Below are 25,438 nucleotides of genomic sequence, written 5' to 3'. Positions count from 1 at the left end.
AAATCAAACTAAAGTGTAAATAATTTAGATGCCTTTTCAACATCGGTATCCAATAAATCAAAATCGGTGCCTACACCAAAATCATTTTCTTCTAACATAGATGCGACGGTTAAATGGGCTAATTCCTTCACGTTATTGTGATGGCTTCTGTGTCCGATAAATATGCGTTTAGTGTCATATCCGATACATTCCATTAGTGAGTTAGCACCATCTTCGTTAGATAAATGGCCCTCGTCACTCATGATACGTTGCTTCAATGACCATGGATATTCCCCACTTCTAAGCATTTCAACGTCGTGATTGCATTCCAAAACATAAGCATTAGCGTTATTGATAACACCATAAATGTGATCAGAGATGTATCCGGTATCGGTTAGGACAACAAAGCTCTTATTGTGATGATGAAAATCGTAGAACTGGGCTTGTGCGGCATCATGAGAAACGGCAAAACTTTCGATATCGATGTCACCAAAGTTCATTACCATGTTTGGTGGGAAGATATTCTTTTGTTCGTTTGGAATTTCTCCGATGGTTTCATGCATTGCATCCCATGTTGGTTGGTTTGCGTAGACGTTAATTTGTGGGTAACGTCTGGCCAATACACCGACGGCCTTACTATGGTCGGTATGTTCATGGGAAACCAACAACATGTCGACATCCTTCATTGAACGGTTGATTGACTTCATCAATCTTTCAATTCTGACACCGCTCAAACCAGCGTCTAGTAGTATTTTATGTTGATTAGTTTCGATGTAGGTTACATTGCCCCCACTTCCACTAGATAAAACACTAATTTTCATATCGTCTGCATCGTTGTTCATTTTGATCCTCTTTCTAAAATTCTAATTCGATTTGGTAGCTGATTGAGTCGAGCTACTACTGTCCAAGATAGCACCGTTAAAGGCATTGATTCTCTTAGATACTACTGAAGAGGAATCTGAAGTGGTGTATCCAATTACCCAAGTTGGAATTAAAACGATATTGTTCTTAATTGATAGTAATTGGGTGTAGTACAAGCGAACCCATTTAATCTTTGAGTTATCAGGGATTTCGTTGTATTGGTATAACCATACTAAAGCTTTAGCGGGTGAAATGATGTCGGTTTTTTCACGCAAAATACTGACATCATTCATGTAACTTTGCGTATATCCTTCTAATAGGTGATCGTTACTAATGTCGAAGGTAATTTGACCATGCTTTGTACCATAAAGCAATCCGTCAGATGTTTTCTGTGAGTACACAACACTGTTCTTGGTAGATAAATCAGAATTGTATTCATATTCCGTCCCGTGTGAAACGAAGGTAGACTTCTTCATCAACTTGTCTAAGATGTCACGGTATTCGCCGGAATATAGACCGATTGGTCGTTTGAAAGTACTTCTTAAAATGTGATTGGCGTAAGTCACCTTTTGATTAGACAACTTATTTACGTCGTTATTTAAAGTGTCATCGTTGACTGCGGATAGGTAGTATCCGGTTTGACCACTTGTAGATAGTTTAGGTGCTACAGTGATTTGATCATTTTGCATTTGCTTAATGATTTCGGTATCACTACCTTGATTACTGTTTTCGGTTTGAAGATGTGAGTTTTCTCTGAATAAAGAGAATAAGAAGACATCAATCATCACGAAGATAATCAAGAAAATGATTTGTATCTTTTTAAAGTCCATGTAGCTTTCCTCCTATCTTATTGTGGTTCCCTTGATAACATTTGGGTGTAGTTCATGTACTTACCGTTATATTTAACGAACCATGTTGGTTGGAGAGTAATCAAGATGTCAGATGACTTAGTATTACTCCATTGGTAGGCCAACTCAATGTCTGTAATCTTGTTAGAACTGTATCCGTGATTACGTAGACTGTTCAATAGTTCATCGGTAGTAATTAATTTAGTATCCTTACGTCCGGTTGGTACCGGAATTTGAAGGGTGTTTAGTGAGAAGTTATACTTCAAAGAAGTGTTATCGACTAATTTCATTTCGATTGCCCCGTAAGGAGTTTGGTCGAAGATTGGGAAACCTTCAACGTAGTTTCTGTAAACAACTTTTGAATTCTTAGCATCGTAGTCGAAGAAACGAATGTTGGCTAGGGTATCGCTAACTAGTAATTGGGAAATATTTTGATATGAATCCTTCAAAAACTGGGTCATATTGGTAGATATATTGCCCGGATGACTATCGTAGTAGTTGACCTCGCCATCGTTTGAAAACGACAACTGACGAGAATTTTCGTCATTGTAAACAGTTGAGCTACGGTGACGTTTGACACTGATATCTTGTGAGTCTGATAGCAGTCTTGTCACGTAGTAATTTTGTGAAGTTCGATTAATCAAGTAGCCATATTGAGGCATGGTAAATGATTTATAGAAATCAATAAATGGAGTGTGATTAATCATTTTCATTTTAACAGGAATTGCTCTGACGTTATCCTCAATAACCTTTTGAATTCCCTTCACGTTAGTATCTGAGACGTGAACCTTGTAGACCTTGTAGTTATGGTCTGCAAATAGGTAAATATCATTACTGTCGTCAAACGGAATCACAATTCGGTTGATTGAAACGTTAGGTAGTGATTTAAAACTCTTACTAATATATTGACTAACAATCTTTAGGTTCAAAGCATCCGGGTAGTTTAGCATGACAGAATCATCTGTATTTAGATACTTAAGGTAATCTTTTTCATTACTCTTTACCTCTGTAAACTTAGGATCCTTATAGTTGTTCATTTGTTGACCAATTTCGGTGGTTAAGTTAACTGATTGGTTGGTTAGAACATATTGCTTACCAGAGTCCTTGGTTCTAATCACCTGAGTTGGTGAATAGATGGTCGACATTGGTTTAGCATCAATCTGACTACTTTGAGTAGAAACCTTTTGACTTGAACGGTCGTAGTGAGCCGGATTAATCAAAATGGAGGCAGAAAGGGCAAAACTAACTACAACCGCGATTGTTAATAATGCTGGTAGTATAAAATATTTAATCTTCATCCCATAAGTCCTCCTCGATTGGTTCGTATGGTAGTGAGATGTAGAAAGTAGAACCTCTATTTTCGGTACTTTCTACCCAAATCTTACCGCCAAGTGCTTCAACCACTTCTTTGGAAATTGCTAATCCAAGACCAGTTCCACCTTGGGCTCTAGAACGCGCCTTATCAACACGGTAGAAACGATCGAAAATGTGTGGAATGGAACTTCTAGGAATTCCCAATCCTTGGTCTCTAACGCTCAAGATAACGCTGTGTTTGGTCTTGTATAGTGAACAAGTAATCACTCCCCCATCAGGAGAATACTTGATGGCGTTGTTCATTAAGTTATCGATTACTTGGGTAAACCTATCGGTATCTACTTCTACCCATAGATCTTGTTTAGTGAAATGACGTTCAATGCGGTAGTGCTTATTAGGCTTTTCGCTATTGTTGTCATCTGACTTAATAATCATGTCAAAACGATTCAAAATGTAGTTGAACAATTCGGTGATGTTAACTAGTTCCTTATCAATCTTTTGGGTTCCAGAATCCATTCTGGACAATGTTAATAGGTCGTTAATCATTCGAATCATACGGTCGGTTTCTTCTTGGGTAACCTTCAAGAAGTTAGGCGCGATTTCTGGATCCTTCCAGGCACCATCTTGTAAGGCTTCAATGTATGAGTGAACACTGGTTAGCGGTGTTCTTAATTCGTGAGAAACGTTTGAAACGAATTCCTTACGGTCATTATCAATCTTTTGTTGTTCAGTAACATCATGTAGCACACAGACTAGCCCTGATACGAAACCAGAATCTCTTTGAATTAATGAGAAGTGCGCGTGCAAGATTAAGTCATGATCATTATCTGAACGGTCAATGATGGTTTCATCGGGGTTTTCGATTAAGTCACGTAGACTGTATTCTTTTCTGATATCCAAAATATCTAAAATGGAGTTACCTAGTGCATCTTGTTCAGTTGTTTCTAGGAAACTAGCCGCTTCATCATTCATGATGATGACGTATCCACGACGGTCGGTCGCAATAACCCCATCGGTCATGTTGGTTAGGACGGAATCCAGTCTTTGACGTTCTGATTCTGTCGATTCTTGGGACTCTTCAACCTTAACTGAAAGGTTGTTAACCGCATTGGCAAGTTGACCCAATTCATCACGTCCATACACGTGAACTTGACCGGAGTAGTCCCCACGGGCAATTTGTAATGTTTGTTTCTTCATTTCATCAATTGGTTTAGTAATCGCCTTTGAAATAACGATGGAAATTAATAAACCAGATAGGATGGCAACAACAGCGGCAACAACGTAAATAACCGTAATTTGATTAATTTCGTTATAAACGGTATTTAAATTAGCGTGCACGTAAACAACACCGACTAATTCATTATTACTACTCTTGATTAGCGGTGTGATAACAGTATAATAACGCGAACTATCGCCCGGGTTACTAGTGATTGAACTAGATGAACGACGGTTGATAATCGCGTTTTTAATATCAGTTCTGAAGTTTTTTTGACCAACTGAGCTTTGATCACCAACTTCGTTCGTTCCACGAATGGTGTTCTTAGCATCAACAACCTTGATTTCGGTGTAATTATTACTATCAATGTTGGATAGCAATGACTTGATTTTCACGTTGGCCTTGGTAGTACTAGAGCTTGAAAGCTCGTTAGTTAAGGTTGTGTTTACGTAAGTAGGCACCTGAACTTGTTTTTTAAACGAAGCCATATTCTTGTTTTCCAATTGGTTAACAAAAACAGCCCCAACAATTTCTAGGGTCACCAATAAGATTAGCGCAAGCACAAGCGCAATTTTAAAATGAATTGATTGAAAATACTTAATCTTACTATTCACCGCAAACTACTCCTTAGTTATGTCGATTATTCTTGTTCTGAGTTGCGTAGGTAGTACCCTACCCCACGTCTTGTGATTAGCCAGATTGGGTGACTTGGGTTGTCTTCAACCTTTTCTCTTAGACGACGAACAGTAACATCAACTGTACGAACATCACCAAAGTAGTCGTAACCCCAAACTGTTTGTAGCAAATGTTCTCTAGTCATTACTTGACCAATGTGTTGAGCTAAGTAATGTAGTAATTCGAATTCACGGTGAGTTAATTCAATGTTTTCACCACGTTTAGTAACGGTGTATGCTTCTGGGTGAATTACAAGGTCACCAATCTTGATGTCCTTGTTTTCGTTGTCAGAAACTTGTCCATTGTCGTTGTTAGATTGACGACGCAAGTTTGCCTTAACACGGGCAACTAATTCTCTATTTGAAAATGGCTTTGTAACGTAGTCATCAGCACCTAATTCAAGTCCTAGGACTTTATCTAGTTCTGAATCCTTGGCAGTTACCATGATAATTGGCATGTCATGTGTCTTTCTAACTTCTCTGGCCACTTCAAGACCGTCGACTTTAGGCAACATCAAATCTAGGATAACTAAATCAGGAGCTTCTTCTTCTACTTTTTGAATTGCTTCTTCCCCGTCGTATGCGACTACAACGTCATATCCTTCTTTTTCTAAATTAAATTTTTCAATATCTGTGATCGGTTTTTCATCATCTACAACTAAAATTTTTGCCATAATATTCTATCTCCTTAACAGGAATTGATTTGTATTTTGTTCATATAAACGTTAACGAAATGCTATCATTTCAAGGATAGTTATGCTTTTATCTAGTTTTAAACCGTTAACTTACTACATTATAACACGCTTGGACTTTTGTTTTCTAAACGTAATGTTCTTGCAATGAAGATTTAAAGTACGACATTTTTCCAAAATTAGGGGTTGTCAAAATAATAATTGTCATGCTATTATAAATATCGTTGATTTGAGGCAAGGAATTGATAAACAACTTGTTAATTAAATTTAAAAAAGTTGTTGCAATCCTTACTCCAACATGGTATTATAGTTTTTGTTGGTTGATAGCCGACAGATAAATATTTTGGGCAGTTAGCTCAGCTGGCAGAGCAACGGACTCTTAATCCGTGGGTCCAGGGTTCGATCCCCTGACTGCCCATAACTGATAAAAAGACATCGCTTAGGCGATGTTTTTTTGTACCTTGATAATAATATGAATAATTAAAAGAAGCTACTTATTAAAGTAGCTTCTTTTTTTAGTATTGAGCAATAAAACTATCTAGTTTTTCCATATTTTTCTTTTGGAAATCACAAGTTAATAGAATTGGGCTTAAATAATATTTGTTCTTTCTTCCATCGGTCTTAAAACTAAATACTTTTCTCAAAACACTATTTTTATATCCCATTTCAGAGATTGATTCCTTTGGAATAAAGATATTTTGTCCAGTAAATCGAGATAATTTATTAATTCCAATGAATAGCACACCATCTTTTTCAAATGATAAGATAAACCACTTGTCAGTGATTGCTGCATATGCTGTTGATATAAGCATTCTACCCATGTTCGCAGATTCAGCAACAACTACGTTATCGGCGGTTGGTTCGATGCCCATTGCTCGTTTATAAGCAATGACGCGATCAGTTTTCAAGTCATTTCCAAAGCCAATCTTAGCAGGTACCGGTGCATTATAGTTAACGTTATGTACTTGTTCTCCTTGATTACTTTCAACGACTGTTGCAGTGTCTTCCACTGAACTTCCTTTCACTGCCAAACTTTCACCGCAATTAGGACAGAATTTTTTAATATTTTCTAGCTTATCGCCACAATTAGGGCAAAACTTCATTGCCATATAAATGCATTCCTCTCGTCTAAGAATCTATAGAAGATTCTTTCGATATTTTTCAAACATTAAAATCATATCATAATAAAATGTATCATTGAACGTTGTGTATAAAAAACAAAAAGCAACCTGCAAGACAACAGGATACCTTTTCTATAGAATCATCAAGAATATTAATAGGTTCCAAATCATGTGCATGATGATTGGTGTGATGATTCCATTTGATTTATTTCTGGCCAACCCGATGAAAATGGCAACAATCGCATGTGTAATAAAGATAAATGGATTGAATAATGAATGAGCCAATCCAAAGAATAATGATGAAATGATTAGCGCTGTAGTTAGATTCGTTGTCTTTTTAACGTATGTGAAGATTAGGCCTCTAAAGTAGAATTCTTCAACGATTGGCGCCAAAATCACGCTAATGATAATGAAGAAGTATTGGAGTCTAACGTCAGTAAAACTAGTCATGTGCACTAGTTTTTGATAAATCGTCCCGTTAGGTGTTCCACTCATTAACATTAATAAAACTACGACCACGATCATTTCGATGGTATAAACGATTAGTTTCTTGGAAAAATGACTATCCTTAAACAATCTGATGAACTTTTCCTTGATCAACCATCTGTATAGGATGATTGTTACCCCAATGACAACTACAATGGCGAAAATCACTTGGAAGATTAACGCTAAAAAGTTACCGCCGCGAAAAGAATTAAGTGGGTAAGAAATCAATCCAACAAATGGTGATAGAAGCAATAATCCGATTAAAATTAATACTCGTTTTAAAATTGTCATAACCGTTTATCCACGTAGCGTGGACCTCTCCCCCTCGTTTATTTTTATCTTCATCATAGTTTATAGGCGAAGGTTTTCAATATTAACAGGTAATTATTTACCAAAATTTAAAAAAATATTTTCTAAATATTGCTTAATATACTGATAAATTAACAAAAAACACCACATTTTCAGTCGAAATAGTTCATCTTTCTTCATATTTATAGAACTAAATCAGCCGATATTTACAGGATTTCAATCTATGTTTATAATCTCCGTAAACAAAACGAAAGGAAGATTTAGTGGATTATATTTTATCAGTCTCCATCATTCTATTAGCTTCTCTGATTACTGGAAAAATATTTACTAAAATCAGTCTACCTCCAGTAGTCGGACAATTAATAGCTGGCGTCATAATCGGTCCAGCAATTTTGAATATTGTTAAACCAACGAATTTAATTTCTTCATTGGCTGAATTAGGCGTTATCTTATTAATGTTTATCGCCGGTTTAGAAAGTGATTTAAAACTACTCAAAAAATATTTCAAGCCCAGCATTGTCGTGGCCATAATGGGAATTATTTTTCCGGTCGTTGGTATTTTTTACACCAGTAAACTATTTGCTTTATCAAACATTGAAAGTCTATTCATCGGCGTTATTTTCGCTGCAACATCTGTATCAATCTCAGTCGCCGTACTGAAGAACATGAATGCCCTAAGTACAAAACAAGGCGTAACAATATTAGGGGCAGCGGTGGCAGACGATATTCTTTCAATTTTGCTACTAAGTATTGTTATTACGTTTACCAGTGGTAGCTCAGTACAGGGAAATCCAAACATCTTCCTTTTGATATTAATGCAAATTGGATTTTTTATTTTCGTTTGGATTTTATTCATCTTAGTTAAACAATTTAAAATTAAACTTGCTCCTGAATTGGCACCAATAGTTGGGTTAATCGTTTGTTTATCATTATCCGCTTTGGCAGAACACGTTCGAATCAGCGCAATTACTGGAGCCTTCTTCGCTGGAATATTGGTAGGACAAACTAACTACAAAGAATCAGTTAACCGACAAACGAATCAATTTGGTAACTTATTATTCATTCCAATTTTCTTCGTCAACGTTGGTCTTAACATGAATATAAGCGGAATTATAACAAACTCATCATTATTTATAATCTTATCAATTGTCGCTGTTCTAACAAAGTTTTTAGGGGCATATTTAGGATCTCGTTTCTTTAAATTCAATCGCTTATCAGCCACCGAAATTGGTGTCGGAATGATTAGTCGAGGCGAAGTTGGTTTAATTATTGCCGATATCGGTTTGAAAAATAATCTAATCTCAGATAATTACTACTCAACAATCATTGCTTCAATCATATTAACCACAATTATGGCACCACTATTGCTAAAACCAATCGTGATGAAAATAAAACAAATATAAAAAGACACCCAGTGGGTGCCTTTTTTAGTTTACTTAAAAAATATCTTTTGAATATCTTTAAACTGACGAGTCTTTGAAAGTCTCAATAATATAATGTATGCAATGATGGATCCTGAAATTGCACCACCAAAGAATTTAGGTGTGAAAACGAACCAAAATAGTTGGTTAGAACTTCCGGTGTACCAGACCATTACAGGGTATGAGGCAAGTGAACCAAATACCCCAGTTCCGATGATTTCACCGATGACAGCCATCCAGTTTTTACGGTAGATAAGATATAGTAGTCCGGCCAAGAATGCCCCGAAAACTGCTCCGGTGAGTGCTAGTGGTGGAATTCCTAGCAATAACATTCTAAGGCAAGCACAGACGATGGCCATAACTAGCGCGTACCATGGTCCCATCAATACCGCTGCGGTTACGTTTAGTACTGATGACATTGGTGCCATTCCTTCAATTCTAAAAATGGGTGATAAAACGAAATCTAGTGCAATCATAATTGCTAAGATTGTTACTTTCTTGATGCTAACTTTTGAATCCATTAATAAAGCTCCCCTCAAATATGTATACTTCATTAATGGAGTTTCCTGCACAGCATCTTAATTAAAAAAGTCCCTATCTATTTAGATAGGGACAGTCCAAGTGCGTTTATCTTCCCTAGCGCCAGCATTATCTGGATCAGGTTCGTGGGTATAATCTCAGCCGATTAAGGCACCCCATTAATGTTTGTATTTTCAAATCATAGCGTAGTTGAATGAAATAGTCAAAAAAGATTTTCAAACTAATTGGTGGACAAAAGCCACTATTTAGATATAATTGTTTCAAAGGATGTGATGGTATGGATGATAAAAAAATCGAGGTAATCAGACATTTTAACCGTGAATATACCCAACGATTAGGAATTCTGCAAAAAAACGTTTTTAACAGTGAAATCAGTTGGGCAGAAGCACGAATATTAATGGAAATTAACTACCTGCAAAGTCCTACACCAATTAAAATTTCCAATAATTTAGAACTCGACAAGAGTTATGTCAGCCGTGTCATCAATCGTTTGAATAAAATAAATTATGTCGAAAAAACAACGTCCAAAGATGACAAACGAGCAAAGCTGTTAGTCCTAACACCTACCGGAAGGACAGTCGTCCAACATCTTAATACCAATTCTGACGAACAAATTCAATCAATCGTAAATAATCTCGACAGCGAAGAACAAGAAGCTTTCTATCAATCAATTAACACCCTAAACAAACTACTAGCAAAAGGTGGAATCAATCATGTGGAAGACTAAACAATTTTCAGAACTAACCCTAGAAGAACTTTTCGAAATTTACCGCGTCAGATCAGAAGTATTCGTTGAGGAACAACATATCGTCTACACCGACCCAGATGAAAATGACAAACAAGCACTACACGTTTTTGAAACCGATGGTAAGACCATCACCGCGTACGCCAGAATCTTCAAGGACGGTGACCACGTTACATTCGGTCGTGTCTTAACCATACAACAAGTTCGCGGAACCGGTAAGGGTAAGGAACTTTTGGAATACATTCTAAAAGTTATCAAGGAACACTTCCCTAACACCAGAGTCAAAATCGACGCCCAAGCACATGCTGTTGGTTACTACGAAAAAGGTGGTTTCAAGGTCACCAGTGAATCATTTATCGAGGCCGGCATTGATCACATCAAAATGGAATATTAAGCAAAATAAAAAAGCCCACCGTTTTGGTAGGCTTTTTTAGGTGCTAAAAGTTAAGGTTAACAGCAATAGCGCTATCAGATGTATAGTTAAATGTGAATGACATAAAGTCAGCTGGAGTTGAATCATCAGTTCCAACGAAAGTTAGGTCAACTACATAAAAGCCAAAATTTTAATAAATTTTGACACACAATGTCCAAAGTGGTTTGTGATTTTACTAACTTATCATTAATCTATAATTTTTTTATTTTGACTTTATGTACAATATTTTCCGTATATTTCGATTTATACCATCATTAGTGAACGTGTTGTTCATTTTTAACTTTTTCACTAAATTTATTTCCATTAAAACCCTTGATACAATATGTTAGAAACCATTAAGGGGGAATTAATCATCATTCATTTAAAGTGTCCGATTTGTGGTAATTTATTCTTTAATCAAATTAAATGCAAATACTGCAGGCTTATTACCAATCAACTAAAAAATGATATTAAAAAATCATATAAACGAATGACTAGTTCCTTTGATAGAAACATCCGCCATATGAATAAATTCGGCGACGAAAGATTCTTACCACTACTAGCATTTATTTGTGCGATTATAACCGTAATTATTATTGACTTAATCTTAGTATTAATATCTTATATCCCATAAAAAAAGAGGGTCGGATTATACCGACTCTCTTTTACGTTTCCATGCAACAATGGGTTTTAAAATTAATGGTGCTAAAATTGTTGTGACAACAATTACAGCAATTAAAGTGGAATAATAACTTGTTGAAATAAAATGACTGACGAGTCCAGCTTGAGCAATAACAATGCCAACTTCTCCTCTACTGATCATTCCCGCACCAATTTCAACTGAATTAGCAAAATCAATTCTGCTGATTTTGGCACCAATAAAAGCACCTAAAAACTTAGTTAGCACAGCTAAAACTGTTAAAATTACAAACATTAAACCATTTCTAATGATTCCACTAATTTGCATTTCAACACCGATACTAACAAAGAATATTGGGACTGCCATTAACCCACCGACGCCCTTTAGATTTTTCACTAATGGCTTTTTAAACTTAGTTTGATTAATAATAATTCCGGCAAAAAATGCACCAATCACAGCGCTTAACTTAACCATTTCAGCTGTTCCGGATAAAAATAAGCATAATAAAAATGAATAAGTTCCGGCCTTTTGAACGTTTAAATCTAATACATTAATTAACAATATAAATATCCTATAGCACATCCATAAGAATAAGAAAAATACGACTTGTAAAATTATCATAAATAATGCATCAGAATTTCCGTGTCCTCTTCCAATCCCCAAGATTGGTATTGAAACACTTAACAAAACAATAGATAAAATATCATCCGCTACAGCAGCAGCTAGAATAGTAACGCCTGCAGATGATTTCAATTCGTGCATTTCGTCTAAAACAGCAACGGAAATTGAAACAGAAGTTGCTGCAAACACTATTCCAATAAAGGAACTTTCAATAATAGAAACTTCAAAATAACGACAAATTAGATAAATTGATCCGACGGGAAACACTACCCCTAATAGTGCAACCACAATCCCCGGAACCAAATATTTTTTTAATCTGTCAACATCACACGTTAATCCCGCAATAAACATTAATATTACAGCACCTAGTCCAGCTAGAGAAATCACAACATCTTGTCTGTGAATCAGCCCAAGAAATGATGGTCCCAAAATAATTCCACCGATAATTTGTCCGACAACCTCTGGAATACTAACTTTGGCAGCCAGCATTCCAAAAAGTTTCGCAAATGTGATCATTAGGAACAATGCGATTAAATAATTCAAATAAACCCTTCTCCCTGAATAAAAAACAATTCTGTTTATTTTAAAACGATATGGTAGTAGTATTTATAAATAGCTTATTTATAACTTATTACTTTAGAGAAAGGGAGTCAATATTATCGATGCACCTCACCCCGCTCGATTCGGTGAAAAAATATCGACCGCATTCTTTTTAACTTCCATCGGTGGTTGCCTTGATGCCTACACTTACATCGAACACGGCGGAATATTCGCAAGTACCCAAACAGGTAACTTAATTTTGTCTGCCTTAGCGTTGACACAATTCAATTATGGTCACTTTTTAGAAAGAATTTTACCCGTAATTGCATTTTCAATCGGAATTCTATTGGCCAATTGGATTCACCATAACCTTGATAAACATAAACTAAACTACTGGAGAGTCTACATTTTAGCCATAGAAATTGCAGTCTGCACAGTTGTGGGATTTTTGAAATACAACGTTCCACAACTAATGATTACAACCTCAATGTCTTTAACTACAGCCCTTCAACTTTCAACATTTAATACAATGTCTGGATTAGGTTACTCAAACATGTTTAGTACTGGAAACCTTCAAAAGACAATGAATAATCTATTCTTGTATTTGGAGACCAGAAAACATGAGTTTAAAACCAAGTTACTCTATTATGGTGGACTGGTCTTAAGTTTTCTATGCGGAGCTTTTGAATCCAGCATCCTATCACTTTTCTTCCATACTAAGACCATTTGGGTTGTCGGTTTGGAGTTAATTGTCATCTTAGTCTTCCAAATTCGATGCATCTTAATCTATCGACATGAAAATCAACTATAAAAAGAACTTTTTCAATAAAGTTCTTTTTTTGTGTTTTTCATTCGGATTTCACTTATTAAACGTTAGTATATCAATACTTTGGGCACGATATGTAAGTATTCAATTTGAACATTTTTAGACAAAATTCCAAAAATGTTCGACGAAAAAAGGCGAAATCACTCATCACTACGTATTATGAGAAAATTAAATTATTATAATCATTCAGTACGCACTATTCAAATTGACATTCAAGAATGTTTTTACACTATATATGCGTGTTAACATTATTTTAGACACAAGTTATAGTGTATATTTTAAGGATAGGACTGATATAATGTTTGATAAAACTTTTGCCCATTTAAACGTTATAAAGAATTCTGGTGACAAGACCAAATTCTATAAATACAAGATTGATTTTGTACTAAATCAACTGGGTATTAGTAAGGAAGATAACAAGCGTTTCTTTGAACGTTTGAACCTATTTACTAAGGATCAAGAAGAAATTACCTCAAGTCATATTCATGACTTCATCATTCAATTTCTAGAAGAAAATGATTTCTTAGATGCTAAAGAGCAATACTTAAAATATGAACAAAAAGACATTGAAAAATTCAAGAAAGCAACCGATGTAAAGGCTCGAATCGACCAACTATTCAACCGTTACGACCGTGTTGTTCACGAAAATGCCAACAAAGATAGTAACGTCTTTAACACCCAAAGAGACCTAGAAGCAGGGGCAGCCAGCAAGGCCATCGGTCTTCAAATGCTACCTCCGCTAGTTGCCAAAGCGCACCTTAGAGGTGACATCCACTGGCACGATTTAGACTACTCACCAGCAACTCCTGAAACCAACTGTTGCTTAGTTGATTTTGCAGAAATGTTGAATAACGGTTTTAAGATTGGTAACGCCGAAGTTAAATCACCTCGCTCAATCCAAACTGCGACCGCTCAAGTTTCTCAAATCATCGCCAACGTAGCATCCCTACAATATGGTGGTCTATCATTCGACCGTGCCGATCAAGTATTGGCACCATTTGCCGAAATCAACTACGAAAAGCACTTAAAGACCGCTTCTAAATGGGTCGAAGAAGACAAGCGCGAAGAATACGCTAAAGACCGTACTAAGAAGGATATCTTCGACGCTATGCAATCACTAGAATACGAAATTAACACCCTATACTCATCACAAGGTCAAACACCTTTCACCACTGTTAGTTTCGGTCTAGGTACTAACTGGATTGAAAAGGAAATCCAAAAGGACATCCTAAGAATTCGTATTAAAGGACTTGGTAAGGAACGTCGTACTGCCATCTTCCCCAAGCTTATCTATGTATTGAAGAAAGGCTTAAATTTAAACCCTAACGATGAAAACTATGACGTAAAAGAATTAGCCATCGAATGTGCTACAAAGCGTATGTACCCTGATATTTTGATGTACGACAAGCTTTGTGAAATCACCGGTGACTTCAAGGCACCTATGGGTTGTCGATCATTTCTACCTAAGTGGACTGACGAAAACGGTAAAGCCGTAAACGCTGGTCGTATGAACCTAGGTGTTGTGACCGTTAACCTCCCTCGTATCGCACTATTGGCCAAGGGTGACATGGACTTATTCTGGCACATCTTTGAAGAAAAACTAGATATCGTTCACCAAGCCATGGCATACCGTATCGAAAGAACCAAGGAAGCTAAACCAGATAACGCCCCACTACTATACAAGTATGGTGCATTTGGTAAACGTCTAAAATCAACTGACAGTGTTGACGAACTATTCAGAAACGAACGTGCCACTATCTCACTTGGTTACATCGGTCTATATGAAGTAGGAACTGCCTTCTTCGGTCCAGATTGGGAATCAAACCAAGAAGCTCACGACTTCACTGTCAGCATCGTTGCTGAACTAAACCGTCTATGTCGTGTATGGAGTAAGGAAAGTGGATACCACTACAGTCTATATTCCACTCCTGCCGAATCATTAACCGATACATTCGCCCAAGACGATATCGAAAAATTCGGTAAGGTTAAAGACATCACCGATAAGGAATACTACACTAACAGTTTCCACTACGACGTTAGAAAACGTCCTAACCCATTTGAAAAACTAACATTTGAAGAAGCTTATCCTCACTATGCCTCAGCAGGATTCATTCACTACTGTGAATACCCTAACTTAAAGCAAAACCCTAAGGCACTAGAAGCCGTTTGGGACTGGGCATACGATCACGTTGGATACCTAGGTACCAACACTTCAATCGATAAGTGCTTCAAGTGTGGTTTCAAGGGTGAATTTGAAGCTACCGCCCGTGGTTTCAAATGTCCTCAATGTGGTAACCACGATCCTAAGTACTGTGACGTTGTTAAGAGAACTTGTGGTTACTTAGGTAATCCTCAAGCACGTCCAATGGTTCACGGTCGTCACGTTGAAATTTCATCACGTCAAAAGAATATGTCGAAAGGAATGGTAGAAAGTGTCGCACATGAAGAGACAGCCAAACAATCCAAAGCCTAAGGAATGGCTTGCAAAAGACTTAAGCCAACAATATATTGCTGACTATAAGCCATTTAACTTCGTTGATGGTGAGGGAATCCGTTGCAGTATCTATGTTTCTGGTTGCAAGTTCTTATGCCCCGGCTGTTACAATGTCGCCTCACAAAACTTCCATTACGGACAACCTTACTCACAAGATTTAGAAGACCAAATCATCGAAGATATGAAAAAAGATTACGTTCAAGGTCTTACCCTCTTGGGTGGAGAACCATTCTTGAATACTCAAGTTTGCCTTCGTTTATGCAAACGAGTTAGAGAGGAATTCGGCCACACCAAGGACATCTGGTCATGGTCAGGTTACACATTCGATGAATTACTAAAAGATTCATATGACAAATTAAAACTACTTTCAATGATCGACATCCTAGTTGATGGTCGTTTCATGGAAGACCAAAAAGATTTAACTCTTCAATTCCGCGGTAGTGCTAACCAAAGAATTATCAATGTGCCAAAGTCACTTGAAGAAAACAAGGTTGTACTTTGGGACAAGTTAGTTCACTAGGAGGATTATTGTGTTAAAAATTGAAAACCTACACGTTAAAATCAATGAAACCGATGAAGAAGTCATCAAGGGTCTAAACTTAACCATCCCCGACGGTGAAGTACATGTCATCATGGGTCCCAACGGAACCGGTAAGTCGACTCTTTCTCAAACCATCATGGGTTCTCCCAAGTATTCAATTACTGAAGGAACCATCTCATTTGATGGCAAGGAATTAAACGACATGGCAACCGATGAACGAGCCCGTTTGGGTCTCTTCATTGGTATGCAATACCCTACTGAAATCAGTGGGATTAAAAATGTCGACTTCATTCATGCCGCAATGAATGCGGTGGCTTACAAACCAGTATCAGTTTTAGATTTCATGAAGCGCCTAGACTACGTCATGGACTTCTTGGATATCGACGAATCATACACAGACAGATACCTTAACGAAGGTTTCTCCGGTGGTGAAAAGAAGCGTAACGAAATCCTTCAAATGATGATGATTCAACCCAATCTAGCCATCCTAGATGAAATCGATTCTGGACTAGATATCGACGCCTTAAAGGTCGTTTCAAAGGGAATCAATCACATGCGAGACGATCACTTCTCTTCACTTATCATCACCCACTACAACCGCATCTTACGTTACGTTAAACCAGATGTCGTTCACGTTATGATGGATGGTCGCGTCGTTACCAGCGGTGACTATCACCTAGCTGAACAACTAGAACAAAACGGTTACGCCCAATTGCGTGATCAATTAGGCATCGATGTAAAGCTGGTGGATGAATAATGAGTATGTCAGTTCAAGAATTTGCCCAATCTCATAACGAACCACAATGGTTAACCGTTAAACGCATTGTCGCAAACGACATGAAAAAGACGATGAAGGTCCCCGCACCACTTCGCAAGTTTCACTTTGAATCTCCTGAACTTAACTCCCGTTCAATAGATACACAAAACCTAGCGCCTAAAAACTTACAGGATTTAGGGATTATCATGATGGACTTGTTCGCCGCTGCAAACGAGTTTCCAGAACTAATCCAAGAAAACTTGATGGAAAAAGCAATTTATTGGCGTGATAACGCATTAAATGCGAACCATCTTGCGTATCTACAAAGTGGTGGGTTTGTTTTCATCCCTAAAGATGTCTGCGTTAATGAATCAATCGACATCTCCGACTTAGTCGATCACAAAATGCAGGAAAAACACCTCCTAATTATCGCTGCTTCAGGAAGTGAAGTTTCATTCACCTACAAGGATTCAAAACAACACCCTAAAAACGACCGCCTAATGATTGAAGTATTACTGGGCGATCACGCCAACGTCTCCTTCTATGACGCTGCAATGACTAATAGCGAAAAAACTCACCGCGTTTTAAATGCTTACTTAGCACAAAACGCCAACTTAAAGACTTACGTCGGTCTATTTAATCATGGTGACAGTCGCTACTACAGCAACATTGACCTAGATGGTATGGGCAGTTCCGCTAGAATTAACCTAGTGAGTCTATCCGATCAAAACCAAAATCAAGTAGTTCAAACCAAAATTATCAATAAAAGCCCCAATACGAGTGGCTTGATATCACAACGTGGTATCGTCGCCGATAAATCCAAGACTGTCTACGATACTACCGGTCAAATTAAGCTGGAAGCTAGCGATTCTGATTCAGATCAAATCAGTCGACTATTAACTTTAAGTCCCGAAAGTAAGGGGAAAATTGACCCAATTCTTTTGATCGACAATCACGATGTGATTGCCGGTCACGCTGCGAGTGTTGGTAAAGTTAACCCCGAACAGCTATACTATTTAAAAACAAGAGGAATTGACGCTACGACCGCCCGTTTCCTATTAACCCGCGGATTCTTGACACCTTTAATTGAAAAATCCCCCGATAAATCAATTCAAGAACACCTATTAAATAACATAGAGGAGCGTATTCATGGATAGTCTAAACATTCGTCATCACTTTCCCATCTTCAAAGAACATTCAGATATGATTTATTTTGACAACGCTGCAACGACTCAAAAGCCAAAGTACGTCATTGACGCAATCAGCAACTTTTACACTCATCATAATTTCAACGTGCACCGAAGCGTCTACACTGATGCTGGGGAAACGACAGAAATGTTTGAACAATCCAGAAAAAATATTGCCTCATTCATTAATGCCAGCAGAGCAAAAGAAATCGTCTTTTCTGCTGGTACCACCGATAGCATCAACTTAATCGCTAACGGATATTACGCAAAGCACATACAAGAAGGAGACGAGATTGTGGTTTCAATCGCAGAACACCACAGTAACCTCCTTCCCTGGCAAAAGATTGCGAAAAATAACGGCGCAACTTTAAAATTCATTCCGCTAAATGAAGATGCTAACCTCGACTTAAATGCCGCTAGCAAAAACATTTCCGACAAAACTAAACTAGTGGCAGTCACCGCCGTTTCCAACGTCTTAGGGAACATCAATCCCATTGATCAACTAACAACATTGGCTCATAAACACGGTGCTGACATCCTAGTCGACGGTGCGCAAGCTGCTCCCGAATTACCAATCGATGTGCAAAAAACACCAATTGACTGGTTAGCCTTCTCCGGACACAAGATGATGGCTCCAACCGGCATCGGTGTTTTATATGGTAAACAAGATTTACTAGAAAGCATGGATAGTCCCCGTGTCGGCGGCGAGATGATTGAATCAGTCTCCACTACCGACTACAAGGTTAAAGATATTCCATACCGTCTAGAAGCTGGCACACCTAACATTGAGGGTGTCATCGGTCTAGACGCCGCAATTTCTTATCTAAAAGAACTTAAAATGACTAACGTACAGGCACAATGTGAAAAACTAGGTCAATACCTATACGACCAACTTAATGCATTAGACGGAGTTTCAGTATATGGACCAACTAAGCGCCAAACTGGAATCGTCTCTTTTAACGTCGACAATATTCATCCACACGACGCTGCAACCTTCCTTGACTCTAAGAATATCGACGTTAGAGCTGGTCAACACTGTGCCGAACCACTAACCCACAAACTGGGGGTCAACGCTACATTACGTGCTAGTCTCTACATTTACAACACGATTGAAGAATGCAACCAACTAGTCGACTGTATTAACGAAATGAAGGAATTTTTCAATGGATCTAAGTAACATTTATCAACGCATCATCATGCAAAAAGCTGGTGAGTGCCCAAGCAATAATCAGTTTGATTCAGACGTCCATCTAACTAATCCCACCTGTGGTGATGACATTTCGATGGCCGCTAATGCAAAGCAACCCGACGTAGCAAACCTACAAGTGGCATGCGATGGCTGCATTATTTGTAAGGGTGCTACCAAGATGATGCTAGAAGAAATTCAAGATAAATCCGCTGATCAAATCAATGAACTCGTATTAAACATGTCCAAAATGATGACACACGAAGATTACGACGAAGAAATGTTGGGTGATTTAGTCGCCTTTCAATCTGTCGTGCACCTACCAATTCGAATTAAATGTGCCATGCTTCCCTTCAAAGCAATTTATCAATTAATTAACGGAGATGATATCAATCGATAAATCAATCCAACACTTAAATGATGATTATCAATACGGTTTTAAAGACGACGTCAAACCCGTCTTTTCAACCGGTGATGGCCTAACTGAAGATATCGTCCGCGAAATCTCAGCACAAAAACATGAACCCAAATGGATGTTAGATATTCGTTTGAATGCTTTTAAAATCTTCCAAAAACTACCCATGCCTGATTTTGGTCCCGACCTATCTGATCTTGACTTAAGCAAAATCAGATACTTCCAAAGGGCGACCGATTCAGTCTCCCGTAGTTGGGACGATGTTCCAGAAGATATTAAGAATACCTTTGAAAAAATCGGGGTTCCAGAAGCAGAACGTAAATATCTAGCGGGTGCCGAAGCTCAATACGAATCAGAAGCCGTTTACGCCAACATCAAAAAAGAATTCGCTGATATGGGAATTATCTTTTCCGATACCGATACGGCATTAAAAGAACACCCTGATTTAGTGAAGGAATACTTCGGTAAACTAGTAACACCTCAAATGAACAAATTCGCTGCACTAAACACAGCGGTTTGGTCCGGTGGTGTCTTCTTGTACGTTCCAAAAGGAGTTCATGCCAAAATTCCAATCCAGGCATTCTTTAGAATCAACGCTGGTAGAACCGGTCAATTCGAAAGAACTTTAATCATCGTTGATGAAGACGCCAGCGTGAACTACGTTGAAGGTTGTACTGCCCCTAACTATTCTGAAGATAGTTTGCATGCAGCCGACGTTGAAGTCTTCGTGAAGAAGAACGCCTTTTGTCGTTACACCACCATTCAAAATTGGTCCGACAATGTTTACAGTCTGGAAACCAAGCGTGCTTCCGCCGATGAAAATGCCACAATGGAATGGGTCGACGGAAACCTAGGATCCAAGGTCACAATGAAGTACCCAAGTATCGATTTAAATGGTCCATACGCCAACGGAACAATGCTATCAATCGCATTTGCCAGTGGTGATATTTACCAAGATACCGGCTGCATTATGAGACACCATGCTCCTCACACCTCATCCAACGTGGTATCAAAATCAATCTGTAAAGACGGTGGAACTTGTAACTACCGTGGAACAATCCGCATGATTGAAGATGCTCACTACTCCAAATCTCATATCGAATGTGACACGATCATCATGGATGATGACTCGATGAGTGACACCATACCACACAACGACATTTACAATGGTGATTCCGAAATCGAACATGAAGCCAAGGTGTCAAAGATTTCAGAAACCGATTTATACTACCTAATGAGCCGTGGCTTGTCAGAAGCTCAGGCTACTAAGATGATTATCATGGGATTCATTGAACCCTTCTCAAACCAACTTCCAATGGAATATGCAATGGAATTAAATAAATTAATTGATTATCAAATGGAAGATTCCGTTGGTTAAAACTAATGCCCCTAGAGCTTTTCTAGGGGCGTTTTTGTTTCATGTGAAACAAATTTATATATTTAATTTGACTAATTAAAGATTTAGTTTATACTTAATGTAACATTTTATAACATATAACTATTTAGGAGATGTTTTTATGCGTATCGAAAAAGATTGTGTTGGTAAACTGGAAGTTCCTGATGATGCTTTGTATGGTATCCATTCCCTTAGAGCAGCGGGGAATTTCCCGATTACAGAAGAGAAAGTTGACCCACTTTTAATTGAAAGTTATATTCAGATCAAAAAAGCATCAATCACCGCAAATTACGGCGCTAAAGCGACTGATGTTACAAAATATAACACAGTTGTAGATGCTTGTGACTACTTAATTGAGCACCCATCACCAGAGAGTTTTATCACTCCAGCCATCCAAGGTGGGGCCGGAACTTCCACAAATATGAACGTAAATGAAGTAATTGCCAACGTCGCAATGAAATTACACCCTGATGTCTCCATTCATCCAAACGATGATGTCAACCAGGCACAATCTACTAACGATACCTATCCAACCGCCGGTAAACTAGCAATGATTAAACGTTTACCAAAGTTAACCGGCGAAATTAATCGATTAATCGAAATCCTAGATGAACTATCAAAGAAATTTCAGTTCACCATTAAACTAGGTCGAACCCAACTTCAGGATGCCGTTCCTACTACCTACGGAAAGACATTCCATGCTTACGCATCATTATTCCGTCGTGATTTAAAACGAATCAACAGCGCAGAAAATGAACTAAAGACTGTCAGCATGGGTGGGACTGCCATCGGTACTGGTACCAACACCACTAAGTACTACCGTGATCACATCGTAGAAGAAATCAACAAGATTACCGGTTTCGACCTAAAACAGGATGAAGATTTAATCGACGCCGTTCAAAACACCGATCACTTCGTCGCATTCTCCTCTAGTTTAAAAACATTGGCCGTTGACTTATCCAAGTTCAGTAACGACTTACGTCTACTTGGTAGCGGCCCACAATCTGGTTTAAATGAATTAATCCTACCAAAACGCCAAGCTGGTTCATCCATCATGCCTAACAAGGTTAACCCCGTTATCCCAGAAGTTGTGAACCAGGTTGCCTTTGAAGTAATCGGTTTTGACGCCACCGTCACTGCCGCTTCAGAAGCCGGTCAATTGGAACTAAACGCCTTTGAACCAATCATGTTCAAGAGCATTCTAACCGCCGAAGTTCACTTGGCGCGCGCAATCGAAACATTAGTTGATCACTGTCTAGACGGTATCGACGTCAATGTAAAACAATGTCTAGATGACGTTAGAAAGTCTGCTGTAACCGCCACAGTCCTATCTCCTATCTTGGGTTACAACAAGACCACCGAACTAATAAAGACAGCCACCAGGGAAAACAAGACCGTGCCAAGTCTATTAATCCAAAACCATATTCTATCTCCTGAAAAGGTTAAACAACTATTCTCACCAGAATATCTAGTTAACGGTGAAAGCTAATAAAAAAGAGCTCACATAGAGCTCTTTTTTATTTTAGTTTTACAAGCATCCCTTCGACCTTTAAAATAAAGGCAGGAGTTGAATACAAATGCAAAAAACTACAAAAGGTGTGTTAGCTGCCATCAGTCTTTTGATGACCGTCTACATGCTAATTATTACCATCAAAGATATTTCAGACTTATATGTAACTGATTTTTCACTAACATTATTATGGTTAATCACCATTTTGACATTGATTGAAATCATTTTATTTTTCTGGAAACACAATTGGATGATTACCGCAGTAATCGGAATCATTGTATTTATCTTAGGAATCATTCTAGTCGCAAACGGGACACTTGGTTTTACCATCATTTTGATTAATTTAATCATTTCAGTCCTATTAAGCGTATATAGTTTATATAACTAAAAAAGAGCTCATAATGAGCTCTTTTTTCTTACTCTAATTAACTTGGTATAAGGCCTTTTGACCGTTAGCAATCTTGATAGCATCTCTCACTGAGAATAACGCCATATTGTGGACCGCAACATCGGTAAAGAAAGCAATATGTGGAGTAACAATTACGTTATCCATCGCAATTAAAGCTTTTAAGTTGTCATTGTCGTATCCCTTGTCGCCAAGATCAACACTGGTAATTCCAGCTTCACCATCAAACACATCAATTCCTGCCGCACCGATTTCACCGGCTTCTAGAGCAGCAACTAACGCGTCGGTATCAACAACTCCACCACGGGAGGCGTTAATGAAGATGGCATCATTTTTCATTTTCTTGAATCGTTCAAAATTCATAAAATGGTCCATTTCAGGAGTTAAAGGTGTGTGCATTGTTACGACATCAGATTCTGATAATAGATAGTTTACATCAACGTATTCGACCGTATCAGCCAAATCTGTTCGTTGGACTGGATCGTATGCTAACACACGCGCACCTAACGCTCTAAAAATACGTGCGGATGCACTACCGATGGTTCCAGCACCGATTACCCCAACGGTTAAGTTGTGAATTTCACGGGCTTGCCCACCGGTCCAACTAAAGTCATTTCGTTCCTCACGCTTGCTGTAGTCCTTTAAACGACGTAATAAAGCCATGGTATCGGCCAATACTAGTTCGCTGACTGAGCGAGGTGAGTATCCAGGAACGTTGGTTACTTTTAGGTTGTATTTATCAGCTAAATCTAAATCAATAATTTCATATCCGGTACTACGCAATGAGATTTGTTTGATACCATTTTCGGCCAAACGTTTGTATAAGTCTTCACCCTCTAGATCACCATGTTGTTGGATGGTGATTGCGTCGTAGTCCTTGGTCTTATCGACATTATCAGCTGTTAACGCTTCGGTTGTATGGTCAATTTGAACATTCAACTCATCAGCAATTTTTGCAAAAGTTTCTAATTCGTATGATTGAGTATTGAACATTAGTACTTTCATCTAGTTATCCTCCACAAACTTAGCGATACGTTTAACCGCTTCATTTAAATTGTCTTCACTGGTTGCATAACTTAGACGGAAATACCCCTTTCCAGATTTACCAAACGCACTACCAGGCATTGTTCCAACCCTAGCTTCCTCCGCCAAACGGGTACAGAATGCAAAGTCATCATCACCAAACTTTTCAGGTATTTTAGCAAAAATGTAAAATGCACCACTTGGATTGGCACTTTCAATCCCTGCGTCAGCTAATCCTTGACGCAGTAATTGACGGCGTTTTTCGTAAATTTTTTTCATTTCAGGTCCATCATCTTGACCATTTTTTAAAGCCTCAGCAGCTGCGAACTGTGCATTATCTGTCAATGAACTCACATTGTATTCATGAATCGATTTAATGACATTAATAATGTCGGCAGGTCCGTATACCAACCCCACTCTCCATCCAGTCATTGCATGAGATTTGGATAATCCATTATACACAATTGTTTGATCTCGAATAAATTTAGCAATCGACTCATGGTCATGTTCATAATTTAACTCACTGTAAATTTCATCACTAATACAAAAAATATCATATTTTTTAATGACTTCAGCCAATTCTTTTAATTGTTCTTTCGTGTATGAAACCCCTGTCGGGTTGTTAGGGGTGTTAATAATAACTGCTTTGGTTTCTGGATGTTGTTTAATCGCTTCTTCTAATTTATAAGGAGTTAGGACAAAACCATCTTCTGATGTATCAACTTCAATTGGGTTGGCACCAAAAAATGAAGAACTATTAAAGTAAGGTGAAAACGCTGGTGAAGGAATAATAATACCATCGCCTGGATCTAAGATAGCCGCAAAAGTTAAGAAAACTGCTTCAGTCACTCCAACTGTTGCAATAAACTCTTTCTCAGCATCATAATGCAAATCGTACTTATCTGCTAAAAATTTAACGGCAGCTTCGCGCAATTCGACGACACCACGGGAATCGGTGTAATGACTTTGATTGTCATTAATCGCTTGAATAGCTGCCTTCTTAATGTGATCAGGTGTATTAAAATCTGGCTCTCCGATTGTTAACGGAATTAATCCGTCAACGCCAGCGATAGAAGCGCCAAAAGACAAGATAGCATCTGGTTTGACGTTTTCCATTCGTTTGCTAATTTTGTTAATTAATTTAGACATATTAATCAACCTCCCTTATAAATATTAGAAAATGATTAGAAACATTATCGATATATTATTACTATTTAATAACCCATGTCAATCTAATTATTAATTTTGTATTAGAAAAATGAATTAATTTCATCTAAG

General features: G+C 37.9%; 24 protein-coding genes, 1 tRNA gene and 1 pseudogene. 14 read left to right on the top strand and 12 right to left on the bottom strand.

What is annotated here, in order from left to right; all coding sequences use genetic code 11:
- Positions 1 to 8: 8 nt before the first annotated feature.
- The 5 genes from RZ55_RS00215 to yycF are packed head-to-tail and all read right to left on the bottom strand — an operon-like array spanning position 9 to position 5,569.
- Entirely contained in the window at positions 9 to 821 is an 813-nt protein-coding gene (locus tag RZ55_RS00215) for an MBL fold metallo-hydrolase (RefSeq protein ID WP_057175415.1), read from the bottom strand.
- Positions 822 to 842: 21 nt separating this feature from the next.
- Entirely contained in the window at positions 843 to 1,670 is an 828-nt protein-coding gene (locus RZ55_RS00210; protein WP_057175414.1) for a two-component system regulatory protein YycI, read from the bottom strand.
- Positions 1,671 to 1,687: 17 nt separating this feature from the next.
- Positions 1,688 to 2,986 (bottom strand): YycH family regulatory protein, encoded by a 1,299-nt coding sequence (locus RZ55_RS00205; protein ID WP_057175413.1) that lies wholly within the window; start codon positions 2,984 to 2,986, stop codon positions 1,688 to 1,690.
- On the bottom strand, positions 2,976 to 4,832 hold the full coding sequence (walK, locus tag RZ55_RS00200) for a cell wall metabolism sensor histidine kinase WalK (RefSeq protein ID WP_034533825.1): 1,857 nt from the start codon (positions 4,830 to 4,832) through the stop codon (positions 2,976 to 2,978). Before walK ends, RZ55_RS00205 begins: the two co-directional genes overlap by 11 nt.
- Before the next feature lie 26 nt (positions 4,833 to 4,858).
- Positions 4,859 to 5,569 carry a response regulator YycF gene (gene yycF, locus RZ55_RS00195; protein ID WP_171823245.1) on the bottom strand — a complete coding sequence of 237 codons (711 nt, stop codon included), beginning with the start codon at positions 5,567 to 5,569 and terminating at the stop codon, positions 4,859 to 4,861.
- A gap of 360 nt (positions 5,570 to 5,929) precedes the next feature.
- Between yycF and RZ55_RS00190 the strand changes: the two genes are divergently transcribed.
- Positions 5,930 to 6,002 (top strand) — tRNA-Lys (locus tag RZ55_RS00190).
- Between the two features lie 97 nt (positions 6,003 to 6,099).
- Here RZ55_RS00190 and RZ55_RS00185 read toward each other — a convergent pair.
- The 3 genes and pseudogenes from RZ55_RS00185 to RZ55_RS00180 all read right to left on the bottom strand — a co-directional run bounded on the left by RZ55_RS00185 (position 6,100) and on the right by RZ55_RS00180 (position 7,482).
- On the bottom strand, positions 6,100 to 6,615 hold the full coding sequence (locus RZ55_RS00185) for a hypothetical protein (RefSeq protein ID WP_241772076.1): 516 nt from the start codon (positions 6,613 to 6,615) through the stop codon (positions 6,100 to 6,102).
- 6 nt (positions 6,616 to 6,621) lie between these two features.
- Positions 6,622 to 6,687, bottom strand: a pseudogene (locus RZ55_RS07335) (zinc-ribbon domain-containing protein); the annotation flags it as partial.
- A gap of 150 nt (positions 6,688 to 6,837) precedes the next feature.
- Entirely contained in the window at positions 6,838 to 7,482 is a 645-nt protein-coding gene (locus tag RZ55_RS00180; protein ID WP_053792291.1) for a CPBP family intramembrane glutamic endopeptidase, read from the bottom strand.
- A 281-nt stretch (positions 7,483 to 7,763) separates the two neighbouring features.
- Between RZ55_RS00180 and RZ55_RS00175 the strand changes: the two genes are divergently transcribed.
- A complete protein-coding gene (locus tag RZ55_RS00175) occupies positions 7,764 to 8,903 on the top strand; it encodes a cation:proton antiporter (RefSeq protein WP_057175411.1) in 1,140 nt (379 codons plus the stop codon).
- A gap of 29 nt (positions 8,904 to 8,932) precedes the next feature.
- On the opposite strand, the gene thiW is transcribed toward RZ55_RS00175, so the two are convergent.
- Positions 8,933 to 9,442 carry an energy coupling factor transporter S component ThiW gene (gene thiW, locus RZ55_RS00170; protein WP_057175410.1) on the bottom strand — a complete coding sequence of 170 codons (510 nt, stop codon included), beginning with the start codon at positions 9,440 to 9,442 and terminating at the stop codon, positions 8,933 to 8,935.
- A 296-nt stretch (positions 9,443 to 9,738) separates the two neighbouring features.
- Here thiW and RZ55_RS00165 point away from each other — a divergent pair, with 296 nt between their 5' ends.
- Both RZ55_RS00165 and RZ55_RS00160 read left to right on the top strand, forming a co-directional pair.
- Positions 9,739 to 10,188, top strand: a complete 450-nt coding sequence (locus RZ55_RS00165) for a MarR family winged helix-turn-helix transcriptional regulator (protein ID WP_057175409.1) — start codon at positions 9,739 to 9,741, stop codon at positions 10,186 to 10,188.
- Entirely contained in the window at positions 10,175 to 10,600 is a 426-nt protein-coding gene (locus tag RZ55_RS00160; RefSeq protein ID WP_057175408.1) for a GNAT family N-acetyltransferase, read from the top strand. Before RZ55_RS00165 ends, RZ55_RS00160 begins: the two co-directional genes overlap by 14 nt.
- Positions 10,601 to 11,267: 667 nt before the next feature.
- Here the strand turns inward: RZ55_RS00160 and RZ55_RS00155 are convergent.
- Positions 11,268 to 12,422 (bottom strand): cation:proton antiporter, encoded by a 1,155-nt coding sequence (locus RZ55_RS00155; RefSeq protein WP_057175407.1) that lies wholly within the window; start codon positions 12,420 to 12,422, stop codon positions 11,268 to 11,270.
- A 112-nt stretch (positions 12,423 to 12,534) separates the two neighbouring features.
- Here RZ55_RS00155 and RZ55_RS00150 point away from each other — a divergent pair, with 112 nt between their 5' ends.
- The 10 genes from RZ55_RS00150 to RZ55_RS00105 all read left to right on the top strand — a co-directional run bounded on the left by RZ55_RS00150 (position 12,535) and on the right by RZ55_RS00105 (position 23,119).
- The gene (locus RZ55_RS00150) at positions 12,535 to 13,230 is read left to right on the top strand and encodes a DUF1275 family protein (RefSeq protein WP_081000338.1); all 696 of its coding nucleotides are present in this window, start codon (positions 12,535 to 12,537) and stop codon (positions 13,228 to 13,230) included.
- Positions 13,231 to 13,543: 313 nt separating this feature from the next.
- Positions 13,544 to 15,718 (top strand): anaerobic ribonucleoside-triphosphate reductase, encoded by a 2,175-nt coding sequence (nrdD, locus tag RZ55_RS00145; protein WP_053792284.1) that lies wholly within the window; start codon positions 13,544 to 13,546, stop codon positions 15,716 to 15,718.
- Positions 15,687 to 16,259 carry an anaerobic ribonucleoside-triphosphate reductase activating protein gene (gene nrdG, locus RZ55_RS00140; RefSeq protein WP_041152657.1) on the top strand — a complete coding sequence of 191 codons (573 nt, stop codon included), beginning with the start codon at positions 15,687 to 15,689 and terminating at the stop codon, positions 16,257 to 16,259. Before nrdD ends, nrdG begins: the two co-directional genes overlap by 32 nt.
- Positions 16,260 to 16,263: 4 nt before the next feature.
- Positions 16,264 to 17,037 (top strand): Fe-S cluster assembly ATPase SufC, encoded by a 774-nt coding sequence (gene sufC, locus RZ55_RS00135; protein ID WP_057175406.1) that lies wholly within the window; start codon positions 16,264 to 16,266, stop codon positions 17,035 to 17,037.
- Complete coding sequence (locus RZ55_RS00130) at positions 17,037 to 18,194, top strand: SufD family Fe-S cluster assembly protein (RefSeq protein ID WP_057175405.1); 1,158 nt, start codon at positions 17,037 to 17,039, stop codon at positions 18,192 to 18,194. The genes sufC and RZ55_RS00130 overlap by 1 nt, the downstream gene beginning before the upstream one ends.
- Complete coding sequence (locus RZ55_RS00125) at positions 18,187 to 19,401, top strand: aminotransferase class V-fold PLP-dependent enzyme (protein ID WP_057175404.1); 1,215 nt, start codon at positions 18,187 to 18,189, stop codon at positions 19,399 to 19,401. Before RZ55_RS00130 ends, RZ55_RS00125 begins: the two co-directional genes overlap by 8 nt.
- Positions 19,388 to 19,810, top strand: a complete 423-nt coding sequence (gene sufU, locus RZ55_RS00120; RefSeq protein WP_057175403.1) for a Fe-S cluster assembly sulfur transfer protein SufU — start codon at positions 19,388 to 19,390, stop codon at positions 19,808 to 19,810. The genes RZ55_RS00125 and sufU overlap by 14 nt, the downstream gene beginning before the upstream one ends.
- Complete coding sequence (gene sufB, locus RZ55_RS00115; protein ID WP_034533790.1) at positions 19,794 to 21,203, top strand: Fe-S cluster assembly protein SufB; 1,410 nt, start codon at positions 19,794 to 19,796, stop codon at positions 21,201 to 21,203. The genes sufU and sufB overlap by 17 nt, the downstream gene beginning before the upstream one ends.
- Positions 21,204 to 21,342: 139 nt before the next feature.
- Positions 21,343 to 22,710, top strand: coding sequence for an aspartate ammonia-lyase (locus RZ55_RS00110; RefSeq protein ID WP_057175402.1), 1,368 nt, complete (start codon positions 21,343 to 21,345; stop codon positions 22,708 to 22,710).
- 88 nt (positions 22,711 to 22,798) lie between these two features.
- Positions 22,799 to 23,119 carry a hypothetical protein gene (locus RZ55_RS00105; protein ID WP_053792277.1) on the top strand — a complete coding sequence of 107 codons (321 nt, stop codon included), beginning with the start codon at positions 22,799 to 22,801 and terminating at the stop codon, positions 23,117 to 23,119.
- 33 nt (positions 23,120 to 23,152) lie between these two features.
- Here RZ55_RS00105 and RZ55_RS00100 read toward each other — a convergent pair whose 3' ends face one another.
- Together RZ55_RS00100 and RZ55_RS00095 are read right to left on the bottom strand one after the other, a co-directional pair.
- Positions 23,153 to 24,142: a D-2-hydroxyacid dehydrogenase gene (locus RZ55_RS00100; RefSeq protein WP_057175401.1), complete on the bottom strand. Its 990-nt coding sequence runs from the start codon at positions 24,140 to 24,142 to the stop codon at positions 23,153 to 23,155.
- The gene (locus tag RZ55_RS00095; RefSeq protein WP_034533773.1) at positions 24,143 to 25,309 is read right to left on the bottom strand and encodes an aminotransferase class I/II-fold pyridoxal phosphate-dependent enzyme; all 1,167 of its coding nucleotides are present in this window, start codon (positions 25,307 to 25,309) and stop codon (positions 24,143 to 24,145) included.
- Positions 25,310 to 25,438: the final 129 nt, after the last annotated feature.

The sequence above is a fragment of the Apilactobacillus kunkeei genome (genome assembly GCF_001421115.1).
Taxonomy (GTDB): domain Bacteria; phylum Bacillota; class Bacilli; order Lactobacillales; family Lactobacillaceae; genus Apilactobacillus; species Apilactobacillus kunkeei_F.
This window is presented reverse-complemented; position numbering and strand designations above follow the sequence as displayed.